14 protein-coding genes are annotated in these 13,624 nt (G+C 69.4%); 8 read left to right on the top strand and 6 right to left on the bottom strand.

The features are described from left to right. Window positions 1-17: 17 nt before the first annotated feature. The 6 genes from A4F85_RS21480 to A4F85_RS21455 all read left to right on the top strand — a co-directional run bounded on the left by A4F85_RS21480 (window position 18) and on the right by A4F85_RS21455 (window position 6,083). Window positions 18-488: a hypothetical protein gene (locus tag A4F85_RS21480; RefSeq protein ID WP_013800299.1), complete on the top strand. Its 471-nt coding sequence runs from the start codon at window positions 18-20 to the stop codon at window positions 486-488. 8 nt (window positions 489-496) lie between these two features. Further along, the gene (locus A4F85_RS21475; RefSeq protein WP_180318608.1) at window positions 497-1,315 is read left to right on the top strand and encodes a DUF2145 domain-containing protein; all 819 of its coding nucleotides are present in this window, start codon (window positions 497-499) and stop codon (window positions 1,313-1,315) included. Window positions 1,316-1,382: 67 nt separating this feature from the next. Next, window positions 1,383-2,516 (top strand): zinc ribbon domain-containing protein, encoded by a 1,134-nt coding sequence (locus A4F85_RS21470; protein ID WP_063327667.1) that lies wholly within the window; start codon window positions 1,383-1,385, stop codon window positions 2,514-2,516. A 157-nt stretch (window positions 2,517-2,673) separates the two neighbouring features. Continuing rightward, window positions 2,674-3,888 carry a GGDEF domain-containing protein gene (locus A4F85_RS21465; protein ID WP_034399116.1) on the top strand — a complete coding sequence of 405 codons (1,215 nt, stop codon included), beginning with the start codon at window positions 2,674-2,676 and terminating at the stop codon, window positions 3,886-3,888. A gap of 160 nt (window positions 3,889-4,048) precedes the next feature. Then, window positions 4,049-5,209, top strand: a complete 1,161-nt coding sequence (locus A4F85_RS21460) for a GGDEF domain-containing protein (protein WP_231890589.1) — start codon at window positions 4,049-4,051, stop codon at window positions 5,207-5,209. 97 nt (window positions 5,210-5,306) lie between these two features. Beyond that, window positions 5,307-6,083 (top strand): hypothetical protein, encoded by a 777-nt coding sequence (locus tag A4F85_RS21455; protein WP_231890588.1) that lies wholly within the window; start codon window positions 5,307-5,309, stop codon window positions 6,081-6,083. A 39-nt stretch (window positions 6,084-6,122) separates the two neighbouring features. Here the strand turns inward: A4F85_RS21455 and A4F85_RS21450 are convergent, their stop codons facing one another. Both A4F85_RS21450 and A4F85_RS21445 read right to left on the bottom strand, forming a co-directional pair. Then, window positions 6,123-7,121: a Bug family tripartite tricarboxylate transporter substrate binding protein gene (locus A4F85_RS21450; protein ID WP_013800305.1), complete on the bottom strand. Its 999-nt coding sequence runs from the start codon at window positions 7,119-7,121 to the stop codon at window positions 6,123-6,125. Further along, a complete protein-coding gene (locus A4F85_RS21445) occupies window positions 7,118-8,248 on the bottom strand; it encodes an aryl-sulfate sulfotransferase (RefSeq protein WP_063327664.1) in 1,131 nt (376 codons plus the stop codon). Before A4F85_RS21445 ends, A4F85_RS21450 begins: the two co-directional genes overlap by 4 nt. 111 nt (window positions 8,249-8,359) lie before the next feature. On the opposite strand from A4F85_RS21445, the gene A4F85_RS21440 reads away from it, so the two are divergent. Next, window positions 8,360-9,310, top strand: a complete 951-nt coding sequence (locus tag A4F85_RS21440; RefSeq protein WP_012202480.1) for a LysR family transcriptional regulator — start codon at window positions 8,360-8,362, stop codon at window positions 9,308-9,310. A 90-nt stretch (window positions 9,311-9,400) separates the two neighbouring features. Here the strand turns inward: A4F85_RS21440 and tgt are convergent, their stop codons facing one another. Further along, window positions 9,401-10,573, bottom strand: coding sequence for a tRNA guanosine(34) transglycosylase Tgt (gene tgt, locus A4F85_RS21435; RefSeq protein ID WP_012202481.1), 1,173 nt, complete (start codon window positions 10,571-10,573; stop codon window positions 9,401-9,403). A gap of 135 nt (window positions 10,574-10,708) precedes the next feature. On the opposite strand from tgt, the gene A4F85_RS21430 reads away from it, so the two are divergent. Next, on the top strand, window positions 10,709-11,179 hold the full coding sequence (locus A4F85_RS21430; protein ID WP_034397960.1) for a universal stress protein: 471 nt from the start codon (window positions 10,709-10,711) through the stop codon (window positions 11,177-11,179). Between the two features lie 26 nt (window positions 11,180-11,205). On the opposite strand, the gene A4F85_RS21425 is transcribed toward A4F85_RS21430, so the two are convergent. The 3 genes from A4F85_RS21425 to A4F85_RS21415 all read right to left on the bottom strand — a co-directional run bounded on the left by A4F85_RS21425 (window position 11,206) and on the right by A4F85_RS21415 (window position 13,623). Beyond that, window positions 11,206-11,658, bottom strand: coding sequence for a hypothetical protein (locus A4F85_RS21425; RefSeq protein WP_012202483.1), 453 nt, complete (start codon window positions 11,656-11,658; stop codon window positions 11,206-11,208). A 167-nt stretch (window positions 11,659-11,825) separates the two neighbouring features. After that, window positions 11,826-13,046 (bottom strand): phospholipase A, encoded by a 1,221-nt coding sequence (locus tag A4F85_RS21420; RefSeq protein WP_063327663.1) that lies wholly within the window; start codon window positions 13,044-13,046, stop codon window positions 11,826-11,828. A gap of 88 nt (window positions 13,047-13,134) precedes the next feature. Next, window positions 13,135-13,623 (bottom strand): hypothetical protein, encoded by a 489-nt coding sequence (locus A4F85_RS21415; protein ID WP_063327662.1) that lies wholly within the window; start codon window positions 13,621-13,623, stop codon window positions 13,135-13,137. Between the last annotated feature and the right edge of the window lies 1 nt (window position 13,624).

Here is a 13,624-nt window from a genome sequence, read left to right as displayed (position 1 = left end):
TTCCAGGAGTCCAAGCAATGATGGTCAACCAATCCGTTTTCGCGCGCCTGCCGCGTGCCCTGCTGGCCGCTGGTGCGCTGTGCGCAGCCCTGGCCATGGCGCCTGCCCATGCGCAAAGCGAGGCCTCCGTGGCGCTGTCCATGCTGCCCGTGGCCTCCGTGGTGGGCACGGCTTCGGTGGCTTCGACGGCCGCTGGCGCCGTGGTGGCCTTGCCGGCCGCGCTGTCGGTGGGCGGCGCGGTGCTGACCGTGAAGGCGGTGCAGGCCTCGGCCACGGGCACGGTCTATCTGCTCGAGCGTGCCTCCGATGGCGCCCAGGCCAGCGTGGAAGTGGTGGGGCGGGGCGCCTCCGCCTCGGCCTATGCCGTGGGCACGGTGCTGACCTGCAGCGTGATCGGCGCAGGCGTTGTCATCTCGGCGGCCGGCAAGGTGCTGGCCTTCATTCCCAACGAGATGGGCAAGGCCCTGCTGCACAACGAACGCCTGTGATGCCCGCCATGAAACCGTCTCTTTCCCTTTCCCCGGTGGCCCGTTCCGCCTGCCTGGTGCTGCTGCTGGCCGCCGCGCTGGGCACGGCCCATGCAGGCCGCAGCTGCGAGGACAAGCCCCTCACCCCCCAATCCCTGCAAAAGGGGCTGGACCTGGCCCAGCGCACATCCCAGGCGCTGGATGCCGAATATGCGAAGAACGGCACCCGTGTCGTGCTGCTGGCGCGCGTGGGCCAGGACCTGAGCAAGTACGACCTGCACTACTCGCACTACGGCTGGGCCTACAGGACCCCCGAGGGCCCCTGGCGCGTGGCGCACAAGCTCAACGAATGCGGCACGGCCGGCGGCCATGTCTACCGCCAGGGCCTGGGCGAGTTCTTCCTGGACGACCTGTGGCGCTACGAGGCCGGCGTTCAGGTGCCCACGCCCGCCGTGCAGCAGGCGCTGTGGACCTTTCTGACCCAGCCCCAGACCGTGCTGCGCCTGCAGCACGAGCCCTACAGCATGGTCAGCTATGCCTGGGGCCAGCGCTACCAGCAGTCCAACCAGTGGGCCACCGAAACCCTGGCCGCCGCCATGGAGCCGGCCACGGTGCAGCGGCGCGAGCAGGCCCAGGCCTGGCTGCAGTTCAAGGGCTACGAGCCCGGCGTGCTGGTCATCCGCGCCCTGTCGCGGCTGGGCGGGCGCGTGACGGCTGCCAACATCGCCTTCGACGACCATCCCAACGACAAGCGCTATGCCAGCCGCATAGAGACCGTGACCGTGGAGTCGGTGACGCAGTGGCTGCAGCGCAGCCAGCTGGCGGGTCCGGTGCGCGTGCTGCCCTGAGCCAGGCCGGCTTTTCCTCCGCCTGCGGTCTTCCTCGGCCGCAGGACACTGAAACAGGAGTTTCCCCATGAGCAAGGCCCTGCGTCTGCCCGAAAAATGGTTCCGCCGAGGCCTGTGGCTGGTGGCGGTGGTGTTCGCGTCCTTCCTCATCGGCCTGGGCGGCCTGGTGGTGGGGGATCTGCCCCAGGTCGAGTCGCCGCGCACGGTGGAGGACTTCATCGCGCCCGCTGCGGCCGAGCCCGTCAAGGCCGAGATCAAGGCCGCCGATGCCGATCACGACAAGGCGGAGACGGCGCTGCAGAACGCGCGCCTCAAGTACCAGGCCACGCAGGCGCGCTACCGCTCGGCGCGCGAGACCTTCGACAACTGGGTGGCCACGCGCCGCGCCACGGCCCGGCCCGAGCAGGACAGCGAGCTGCTGTCGCGCACCCAGGCGCTGGATGCCATCAAGCAGGAAGAGAACACCGCACGCGCTGCCGTGGAGCGGCTGCAGGACGCCAGCCTGCAGGCACGCCAGCGCCTGGACGCCGCCAACCGCCAGTGGGACGGTCTGCGCGACGGTGCCATGGAGGCCTGGCGCAAGGAGATGCGCGCCATCGAGCTGCGCGTCTTCCTCTACCGCCTGGCGTTGACCCTGCCCCTGCTGCTGGTGGCCGGCTGGCTGTTCGCCAAACAGCGCAAGAGTACCTGGTGGCCCTTTGTCTGGGGCTTCATCTTCTTTGCGCTGTTCGCCTTCTTCGTCGAACTCGTGCCCTACCTGCCCGACTACGGCGGCTACGTGCGCTATGTGGTCGGCATCGTGGTGACGGTGCTGCTGGGGCGCGCGGCCATTCTGGGCCTGAACCGCTACCTGGAGCGGCAAAAGCAGCAGGAGTCACTGCCCGAGACGCAGCGGCGCCAGGAACTGGGCTACGACGTGGCCCTGGCCCGCCTGGCCAAGGGCGTATGCCCGGGCTGCGAGCGCCCCGTGGACCTGAAGGACGGCGCCATCGATTTCTGCCCCCACTGCGGCATAGGCCTGTTCGACCGCTGCGGCAGCTGCAATACCCGCAAGAGCGCCTTTGTGCACTATTGCCACAGCTGCGGCACCCAGGCCGATGGCAACCGCAGGAAGCCGGGAGCCGTGCTGCCTTCCACGTCTGCTGCGCCTGCCGTGGCTCCCCTGCCTCCCGTGCAGGAGGCCGGGCCGGCACCGGGTTGAGTCTGGCTGAGCCCGCCTGACCCCCGCCTGAAGTGGCCCTGGCGGCGGCTGTGGCGGTGTCGGCCGGAGCCGGCAAGACCCTTGAAGCTGCGCGGGGTTGTGGTACACCATGGCTTGCGCGCTCGGCCGGGGCGCAGATGTCTTCAGCGAGGATGCCATGTCACGCCAGCTGCCGTATCCCCCACAACACACGCCAGCGCAGCCCGCCCACCCACCGGCCGGCGCGTCCGCCCATCTTCTTCCCCTGGCGGCCTGGGCCGTGGGGGCTGCCCTGCTGGCCGGCCATGTGCTGGCCGGCCCTTCTTCATGGAAAGCCTGGGCGGCCTACGCCGCGCTGTCGGCCCTGGCCGGCATGGCCTGGGTCTGGCGCTGCCATGCTGCCGGCCTGCCGCTGACCCGGACGCTGCGCGGCCACGGCTGGATACAGGCCACGATGGCCTTGCTGCTGGCGGCCTGGCAGCCCTCGCTGGCCTGGGCCTCTGCCCTGCTGTGGCTGGCCGCCATCGCCTGGCTGCCCTGGGATGGCGAGCGCGAGCAGGCGCTGCACCTGCCCGCAGGCCAGATCGTGCTGCTGTGCGCCATGCTGGCCATGCTCTGCGCCGTGGTGGTGGCCAGGCCCATGCCGCAGATGGCACCGGGCTCGGTCGCCGTGCGCATTCTGTGGCTGGCCAGCGTGCTGCTGCCGCTGGCCGTGCATGCGCTGGCCCTGTGGCAGGCACTGAGCCGCATGCAGCGCCAGTACACCGAGGAACTGGCGCAGCTGTCCAGCTACTGCGGCCAGCTGGCCGACGATGTGCAGCAGCTGCAGACCCGCGTGGGCTCGCTGCAATTGCCCACGGGGCGCGACACGCTGACCGGCGTGGCCAACTACTCGCGATTGATGGATGCCGTCGATGGCCTGCGCGAGCGCCATGCGCGCAAGCCCGAACCGTTTTGCGTGGTGCTGCTGGAGCTGGACCCCTGGGTGGAGCGTGCGGGCGTGCACCCGCCGCACAAGGGACCATCGCTGCAGGAGCGGGTGCTGCTCATGCTCAGCGGCCTGCTGGTCACGCACCTGCGCACGGTGGACGGCATAGGCCGCTACCGCGATGACACCTTCATGCTGGTGATGCCGGATACCGCCTCCGTCCAGGCCGTCTGGGCGCTGCAGCGCGTGCGCGAGGGCGTGCGCCAGCAGCACTGGAGCGAAAAGCCCATCCCCGACCCCGACAAGGACCCGCTGACCCTGACCCTGGCCGTGGCGGAGTTCCAGGCGGGCGAAACCTCGGAGCGGCTGGTGCAGCGTGCCGAAGCGGCCCTCGCGCATGGCCGCGCCTGCGGGCGCAACCAGATCGTGGTGGCCGAGGACGTGCGGCCGCCACGTACCTCCTAGGCGAGAAGGATGCAATCCCCGGGATTTCCCGGATGCGGTCACAATGGGCGCCCATGAGGGCCGCCGGCCCGCCGCGCTTCTTCGCATGCCCGTGCTTTCCTCCATTTCTCGGAATTTCCCGGACCGTCTCCTGTGGGGGCCGAAGCCGGCGTCGCCGTTGGTGGACGAGGCGCTGCACCTGGAGCGCTGGAAGCGCCGCACCTGGCAACTGCACATCTCCGTGCTGGTCAGCCATATCTATGCGCTGCTGCTGTTTCTGGGCCATGCCTGGGCCGGCTATGCGCCCTGGGCCGTGGTGCTGGGCTATGGACTGTGGGTGGCGGCGGGCATGGGCTTCATCACCTGGGCCTATGCCAGCGACTGGTGTCACAGGCTGCGCGATCCCGGCATGTTCCTCACGCACCAGCTGGTGTCCATCATCGGCGTGCTGGGCATGGTCATGGCAGCCCCTGCGCTGGCGTTCCAGTCCATGGTGATGCTGATCGCCTTCAGCGCCGACGGTTTCCTGGCGCGCAGCCGCACGAGCTTCTGGCTGACCTGGATCGGCACGCTCATCGCCGTGGCGGCCATCATTCTCTGGCGGGGGCCGCTGATGCGCATGACCACGGACACGGCTGCAGGCCAGTTGCTGGCCTTCGGAGTGGTGCTCGGTGCCGTGGTGCGCTGCAGCGTGCAGGCCACCTTCTTTCGCAGCATGCAGTACCGGCTGGGCATCGCCAATGACAAGCTGGCCACGGCGCTGGCGCAGATCGAGGCCCTGCTGCGCCATGACGACCTGACCGGCATCAGCAACCGCCGGGGCGTGATCGAGCGGCTGCACGAGGTGCGCACCGCCGCCCACGACCGCGGCACGGTGCTGTGTGTGGCGCTGCTGGACATAGACCACTTCAAGCGCATCAACGACAGCTTTGGCCATGAGGGCGGCGACCGCGTGCTGCGCGCCTTCGGAACGCTGCTGAAGTCGCAGCTGCGCAGTACCGATGGCGTGGGCCGCTATGGCGGTGAGGAGTTCCTGCTGGTGCTGCCCGACACCGACCTGGCCCAGGCCAGCGAGCTGCTGGAGCGCCTGCGGCTGCGCATTGCCGAAGCCCCGTGGACGCAGACTCTGGGCGAGGGCGCCCGCGTCACCTGCACGCTGGGCGCCGCGCAGTACCGCGCGGGCGAGTCGGTGGAGGCGACCATTGCGCGCGCCGATGCGGCGCTTTACCGTGGCAAGGCCCAGGGGCGCAACTGCACCGTGCTGGAGCCGCAGCAGGCCCCGCAGGCCTTGAGCGGCGCCCCGGCCCCCCGGACTGATGCCGGAATGCCTGACCGCTTGTGAGTGCAGCTCACGACGGGTGACAGAAAACATCGTTATTCATGCGCACCGATCGTCCATAGCATCGGCATCCATGCTCGGAATGGACAAGGGTGCAAATATGAACCAATGGTTCGCTGAAATCGCCGGCAACGGGCCCGAGGGCGCTGGCATCGTGGTGTCTGCGCAAGGCTGGGATAGGCATCTGCAGTCTGGCCCCCGCCAGTTGCAGGCCGGCCCGCTCCGCGCCGAACTGGCCGACGGCGGCCTGCGCAATGTCCGCTATGGCGGCGTCGACATCCTGCGCTCCATGGCCTTTGTGGCGCGCGACGGACAAGGTGACCGCTGTGTGCATGGCGCGGGCGAACTGAGCCTGCGCGAGCGGGCCGGCCGCTTTGAGGCCTTCTACGAAACGGTGGTGGACTGCGAGGAGCTGAGCCTGGCCTGGCGCGTGCGCATCGTGGGTTCGGCGCGCGGACTGAGCTTCACGTGCTGGGCGCGTGCCCAGGGGGATGTCGACGGCGGCCTGCAGCGGGGCCTGCGCGCCGGGCGGGCAGGCCTGGAACTGGTGTATCCGCTCAAGGTCCTGGCTGGCCGGCCCGTGCATGTCCAGCATGTCGATGGCAGTGCCGAAACCACCGTGCTGCCCGAGCCCGATGCGCTGCAGCGCCTGTCGCAGCTGTCTGGCATCGCCCATGAGCCCGCACCGGGCCTGCAGGTGGACTGCCGCCTGGAAGGCGCCGAGTTCGAGATGCTGGGCCAGCGCTGTGGCGGCAAGGCCTTTTTCCGGCTGCAGCCGCGCGCGTTGTCTCCTTCGCCCTCCTACCCGTTGACCCGGGGCCGGACCCTGGTGCAGATGGCCGACCTCTTGTTTGTCTCGCCCGGCGCCCTGCAGTAGCACCGCAAGCAGCGCCTGGCCGGGCCGGGCCTGGCCGGGTCAGCCTGTGCCTTGCAGGCGGGCGGCGTGCACCGTGGCCTCCAGCAGCTTTCTCTCCCGCTCCAGGTGGGCAATGAACTGGGCTTGCTCCATGGCCATGGGCTTGAAGCCGGCGTCGGCGAGCTTGCGCACCAGATCCGGCTCGGCCAGCACGGCTGCGGTTTCCCGGGCCAGGCGCTCGGCAATGCGGGCGTCGGTGCGGGCCGGCAGCAGCAGGCCCTGCCAGGCCTCGACATCAAAGGACTGCCAGACCGGCGTTTCCTGCAGGCTGGGAGTCTGCGGCAAGGTGGCGGCGCGCAGGCGCGAGGTCACGCCCAGGCCGCGCAGCTTGCCTTCGCGCACGAAGGACTGGACCAGGGCCACGGGCAGCACGGCCAGGTCGATCTGCCCGCCCGCCAGCTCGGTCAGCGCCTGCGGGCCGGATTTGTAGGGCACATGCGTCCATGACAGGCCGGCCTGCTGCTGGAGCATTTCTGCGGTCAGGTGCAGGCTGGTGCCCACGCCATCGGTGCCCACGGTCAGCCGGCCCGGCTGCTGGCGCGACAGCTGCACGAGCTCGGCCGCCGTGGTGGCCGGCAGGTCGGGGCGGCCTGCCAGCACGAAGGCCGAAGAGGCCACGGGCGCCACGGGCAGCAGTTCCCTGAGGCCGTCATACCGGAAGCGCTCTGGCGACACCAGAGGTGCAATGAGCACGCAGCTGGCCACGCCGAACAGCGCGGTATGACCGTCCGGCCTGGCCTTGATCACCCGCTGGGTGGCGATGGTGCCCGAGGCGCCCACGGTGTTTTCTATGACCACGGGCTGGCGCAGCCGCTCCGCCAGGCGCGGCATGACCAGGCGCGCGGCCACGTCCACGCTGCCGCCCGGCGAAAAGGGCACGACCACGGTCAGCGGCTGGCTGGGCCAGGCGTCGGCCCCAGCCGTGGACGCACGGGCTGCCGGTGACAGCCAGGGCGCGCCCAGCATCCAGGCCGCCAGTTGCCTGCGGTTGAGGCTCATGACAGCCTCCCGGCGGCGCCCAGCCAGGGCAACTGGTCCGCGTGGTAGCGCCAGGTCTGGAACACGCTGTTGAGCCGTCCGGGGCCGGTGCGGCGTGCTGCGGCATCGGGGTACTCGGCGAACCAGGGCAGGATGTATTCCCAGACCACCTCCCCCGCAGGCGTGACCTCGAAGAGCCGGCCCGTGGCCGATTCGGTGATGTGGGTGTTGCCGTTCCACAGGCGCTGGGCATTGCCCATGAAGGCGGTGTAGAAGGCGTTGACCATCTCGTCCTGGTAGCTCCAGACCAGGCGGTGGTCGGCAGGATCGATCTCCACCACGCGCGAGAAGGCCACATGGGCGCCTTCGCGGAAGTTGCCGTTGTCGAAGGCCAGGATGTGGCCGTTGTCCAGCGCCACGGGCGCATGCTGGTGCGAGACCACCGAGGGTGGAATGTGCAGCGTCACCGCGCCGCTGGCCTTGTCCACGGCAATGATGCCGGAGGTGGTGCGCAGGCTCATGAGCACGCTGCCGTCGGCCCTCACGCCCAGCCCGTTGACCAGCGGCCAGTGGTAGCGGCCGAAGCCCGGGTGGATGGGGAAGTCCTGGGGCGCCAGATGCTCCCAGGCCTTCCACTCCCAGACCAGGCGGCCGCTGCGGTCCACTTCGCGGATCACGTCGCCGTACATCACCTCGCCGGGCCCATGCGCGGTGCCGCCGGGCACGCGCTCGGCAAAGCCCGCAGGCACGGGCGCGCAGGCGGCATAGAGCAGATGGCCGTTGGGCAGCCACTGCGCGTCATGGTGGTGGTCCGGGTCCTCGTGGCGCCAGACGATCTCGCCCTGCGGCGTGACCTCGTAGAAATCGCCGCCATGCCACATGGACCACGGCGCATAGCGATCGGGCGAGCGGGGGTGGTTGCCGTTGTAGCCCAGGTTGCCGTTGGGCTGGATCACGGCGTGCCGGCCCGCGCGCACGGGCAGCTTCCATTCATGGGCCACGCGGCCTTCGATGTCCACCAGGTAGACATGGCCGTCGGCCGTCTGCGGCGCGATCAGGGTGTAGCCGCCGGCCGAGAGGGCGGGGTCGTGGGCGATGAGTCCGACGCCGCGGCGGCGCTGGGTGACTTGGTCTACGGTGCTTGCCATGGGCTGCTTTCAAAGGAGGCCGGGAATGAGCGCCACTCTAGGCAGTCGCAAGCGTCAGGAATAGCTGTTTGTTTTGGATGAGGTGTCAGATAAAAATTTACACTCCGCGCCATGCCCGCAATCTCCCAGGCCTTTCGCTGTTTTGACGAGGTGGCGCGCCGTGGCTCGGTGCGCAAGGCCGCCGTCACGCTGCACCTGACGGCGGCCGCCGTGAACCAGCAAATCCTCAATCTGGAGGCCCAGGTCGGCGTGCCGCTGTTCGACCGCCTGCCGCGCGGCATGCAGCTGACAACGGCCGGGGAGCTGATGCTGGCGGCCGTGCGGCGCAGCCAGCGTGACTTCGACAACGCGCTGGCCCAGGTGGAGGACCTGCGCGCCCTGCGCCGGGGCCATGTGCGCGTGGGCGTGTCCCATGCCACGGCCGAGTACCTGCTGCCCCTGGTGATCGCCAGCCTGCACGGGCGCTATCCGGGCATTACCTTCAGCGTGCGTTCGGGCACGGGCGAGGAATTGCTGCGCGGCGTTGCGCAGGGAGAGATCGATGTGGCCTATTGCCTGCGCCGCCCGCCGCCGCCCGGCGTGCAGGAGGTGCGCGCCTGGCCCCAGCCGCTGGGCGCGGTGATGGCCCCCGGCCATCCGCTGGCCACCGAGCCGCGCCTGCTGCGCCTGCGCGATTGCGTGGACTATCCGCTGATCCTGATGGCGCCGGGCATGGAGCTGCGCAGCATGCTGGAGCAGATGGACAGCGCGGCCCTGCACCAGCAGCGGCCGCTGGTGGAGACCAGCTCCGTGCCCATGGTGCGGCGCCTGGTGGCCGGCAGCACGGCCCTGGGATTCCTGGTGCCCGACAACGTGGCCGAGGATGTGGCGGCCGGCCGCCTGCTCTGGCGGCCCCTGCATGACGCCGGCGCGCAGTTGCCCGGCTGCCTGTACCAGCGCATCGGCTACACCAAGGCAGCCGCCATGAGGCTGTTTCTGGACGAGCTGGAGCGCGTGGCCGACGAGATGCGCGCCGGCTTCGAGACCGGCGTGTCCTGGTCGCTCAAGGACCTGGCGACCTGAGTGACCTGAGTGACCTGAGTGACCTGAGTGACCTGAGTGACCTGAGTGACCTGAGTGACCTGAGCGACTCGAGCAATCGGCTGGGGGGCGTCAGACGCCCCGGGCGCGCTCGGCCTTGAAGCGTGCGCGCATTTCAGTGAAGTTGCCCGCCTCCAGCGCATTGCGCACTTCCTGCATCAGGTTCAGGTAGTAGTGCAGGTTGTGGATGGTGGTGAGCATGGGGCCCAGCATCTCGCCGCAACGGTCCAGGTGGTGCAGGTAGGCGCGCGAGAAGCCGTCGCGCCCGCCTTGCTCCCAGCTCACGCCGCTGGTGCCTGCGCAGGCATGGCAGGTGCAGCTGGGGTCCAGCGGCTGGTGGTCGGTCTTGTGGCGTGCGTTGCGGATCTTCAGGTCGCCATAGCGCGTGAAGATGGTGCCGTTGCGCGCATTGCGCGTGGGCATGACGCAGTCGAACATGTCCACGCCGTCGGCCACGCCCTGCACCAGGTCCTCGGGCGTGCCCACGCCCATCAGGTAGCGCGGCTTGTGGGCCGGCAGGCGGTGGGGCGTGTGGGCCATGATGGCCAGCATCTCGTCCTTGGGCTCGCCCACCGAGACGCCGCCCACGGCGTAGCCGGGGAAGTCCATCTCGACCAGGGCCTGCAGCGATTCCTCGCGCAGGTTCTCGTACATGCCGCCCTGCACGATGCCGAACAGCGCATTGGGGTTGCCCAGGCGCTGGAACTCGTCGCTGGAGCGCTTGGCCCAGCGGCGGCTCATCTCCATGCTCTTGCGCGCCTCGGCCTCGGTGGTCTTGTGGCCGTTGGTCTCGTAGGGCGTGCATTCGTCCAGCTGCATGACGATGTCAGAGTTCAGCACGGTCTGGATCTGCATGCTGACTTCGGGCGACATGAACAGCTTGTCGCCGTTGACCGGGCTGGCGAAGTGCACGCCTTCCTCGGTGATCTTGCGCATGGCGCCCAGGCTCCAGACCTGGAATCCGCCCGAGTCGGTGAGGATGGGCTTGTCCCACTTCTCGAAGCCGTGCAGGCCGCCGAAGCTCTGCATGATGTCCAGCCCCGGGCGCATCCACAGGTGGAAGGTGTTGCCCAGGATGATCTGCGCGCCCATCTCCTGCAGGCTGCGCGGCATCACGCCCTTGACGGTGCCATAGGTGCCCACGGGCATGAAGATGGGTGTCTGCACCACGCCGTGGTTGAGCGTGAGCTGGCCGCGGCGCGCGTGGCTGGAGGGATCGGTCTTGAGCAGGTCGAATTGCAGCATAGCCCTCCATTGTCCCAGATGGCCGCATGTGCGTGTCGGACGCTCCGCGACTGTCCCCGGAGCCCGTCTGGCATAGCCGGCCCGCGTCTACACTGGGGTGGTTGCGATTCGCCAGCTACAAAAAAGGAGGTCCGCATGCTGAAGATCATGATTGCCGTCGATGGGTCCGAGCCCTCGCTGGATGCCGTGCACCACGCCATCTCCCTGGTGCGCCAGGGCCTGCAGGCGCATTTCGTGCTGGCCCATGTGCAGCAGGAAGCCTCGCTGTTCGAGCTGGCCACGCAGGACTCGGACATGATTGCCGCCGCTAGCGTGGACGCCGGCATGCACTTGGTGGCGCCGGCCGTGGCCCTGGTGCGGGCGGCCGGCATTTCCTACGAGGTGGAGATCGGCCTGGGCGAGCCCGCCGCCGCGCTGGCCGACATTGCCGAGAGCACGGGCTGCGAGCAGATCATCATCGGCGCACTGGGCCAGGGCGGCCTGCGGCGCGTGCTGATCGGCTCGGTCTCGCGCGAGGTGGCACGCAACAGCCGGCTGCCTGTGACCATCGTCAAGCATGCCGAGCCGCACGATGAAGAAGGGGAAGAGGACCTGGGTCCCGAGTGAGGGGGGGGCCGGGTGCGCGCGGGCTTTCAGGCGGCCCGCCGTTGCTGGCCCTGGTGGGACTGGTGCCGGCCTGCATGGGCGCCGTAAGCTCCGTAGGCACCATGAGCGTGCGCATGCGCGTGGGGTTGCAGCTTGCCGTGCGGCAGGCTGGCCAGGCGCTGGAACATGCGGCGGCAGTAGCCGCGTATGCCCAGGCATTTGTTGATCTCATCCACCGGCAGGGGTCCGGAGACCACGACGATGCTGTCGGCCTGGTCCCAGTCGCCGGCCGCGCGCAGCCGCCTGCGCGTGCAAAGGGCCCAGGCATGGATGCGCGTGGGCGAGCCATGCTCATGGACCTGGCCCGTGACCAGGTCGAAGGCAATGGCCACCAGCTCGGTCCTGAGCCGGCAGCGGCGCTCGCCCGTGATGGCACTGGGCGTCTCGCGCATGTCGTACAGGCAGTAACTGCCGGCCTTGAGCTGGTATTGCAAATCCATGGCGGACCTCCGCGGTTCGTTCTGGGGCGGGTTCCGGGCCTGCCTGAAAAGGCCCGGGGCATCGGCGCATTCTGACGCATGGCCCCGGCCGCTGGCAATGCAGCCAGCGGGACGGGGCTTCCCCGCGAAGAGCAAGCGGCAAAGCGTACCCGGCGAGGGCCGGTCTTCTAGAAGTCCAGAAGACTGAAGCCCACGCTGAGCACGGTGCGCTTGTAGTTGTAATCGATCAGGCTGTCACCGTATCCGCTGAAAAGCTGGACATGCAGGCGCAAATTGCTCTTGCCACCGTTCCATCCTTCGCCTAGGGTGCGCAGCCATTCGACGCGGCCGGAGCCACGGCCCTGGCCCAGCGAGCCGCGCGCAGTGAAGCCCAGATAGTTCTGCGCATTGACGTTCCAGCCCAGTTTCACCTCGCCCCGGCCTATGTAGTCCTGGATGCGCGGGTTGTCGTCGTGCTCGGCGCTTTCGCGGATGCGCTGCCAGGCCTTGGCGTGCAGCTGCCAGCGGTTGTCCAACTCGAAGCCGGTCATCAGATACCAGCGGTTCCAGCTGCGCGACAGCGGATCGCTCTGGCCGTTGGACTGGTGCACCAGGCCCACGCCGCTGTAGCGCCAGCGCCAGCCGAAGGGCAGCCGGGCATCGGTGGGGTAGACGTAGAAGATCTCGGGCTCGTGGTCCGTGTTGCGGAAGGGCCGCGAGATGGCGGGGCTGAACAGCTGCCAGTACGACTGCTGGGTGTAGCCGACCCACAGCGAGTCCTTGCCCGCCGAGGTGCTGCTGGTCAGCAGGCCCTGGGCGACCTTGGTGCGCACGGACAGCTGCACGCGCATTTCCTCGGTCTTGTAGGGCTGCGACTGCGCAGGGTCCTTGCCGGGCGTGGTGGGCTGCCGGTTGACATGGTCGGCCGTCACCACGGACACGGACATGGGCCGGTAGCCGCGGAAGCTGAAGGTGCCGCAGTCGCTGCCCGGTTCCAGCTCGAAGTAGCGCGACAGCTCGCTGTAGCGCGGGTCGCGGCAGCCGCCGTTGGTGGGGGTGGTGGGCAGCGCCAGGCCCTGGCCGCTGTCGGCCGTCACCACGGGGGCGGGCGTGGGCAGGGCGCCAGGATCGGCTGCGGCGCTGGCGGCCGGGGCACTCCAGCCGGTGGCCGGCGGCGCGGTCAGCGGTTGCTGCTGCTGGGCCCAGGTGTCGAAGCAGGCCAGGCGAGACTGGTTGTCCGTGGTGGCGGCGCACTGGCGCCAGGCGTCCTCGGCCAGGGGGCGGGGCGCGGTCTGCGCCTGGGCGCCGAGCCAGGGCGTGGCGCCCAGTCCCATGGCCAGGGCCCACTGCAGGGGTGTCGGCGTGCGGCTTGGGCGCTTGCGGCGATCCAGGTGTGTAGGAGTCGTCATGGCTTGGGTCCGGTGATGGAAGGAGCGAAGAGTAAGGGGTAATGCGTGAAGAGGGGGCAGGGGGCTCGTGTGCAGGCTCGGGGGCCGGTCACGGCGCGAGCTTGCGCAGCACGAAGGGCCGGGGCGCCGCATCGTCGCCTTCGATGAAGTTGCCGCGGATCTCGCGGGCGCAGCTGCCTTCGACGACATCGCCCAGCCAGGTGGCGGTGATGCGCTTGCCGTCGGCGCTTTCTTCCAGCGTGATGTGGTCATCGGCCACGTCGCCGACCATGGGGCGGGTGTCTGTGCCGCGCGCAATCGTGCCCTTGACGTTGCCCTTCCACTGGGGGTGCGGCCCCAACTGCAGGCGCACGGGCTGGGACTGGCCTTCGACGGTTCCCGTCCATTCGCCCTGCAGCTGGCTGTCCTTCATCTCCTCGTCGCCGGGGCATGGGGCGTGTGGCAGGGCGGTGGCAGCGCGGGCGGCCTTGGGCGCGGCCTGGAGGGTGGGCCGGGTGGTGGTCTGCAGGTCCGTGCTGGAGCAGGCGGTGGTCACGGCCACCAGCGCCAGGCTGAGAACGGGGCGGTAAAAACGCATG

Origin of the sequence: Delftia sp. GW456-R20, from assembly GCF_001622915.1 — a bacterium.
Taxonomy (GTDB): domain Bacteria; phylum Pseudomonadota; class Gammaproteobacteria; order Burkholderiales; family Burkholderiaceae_C; genus Comamonas; species Comamonas acidovorans.
This window is presented reverse-complemented; position numbering and strand designations above follow the sequence as displayed.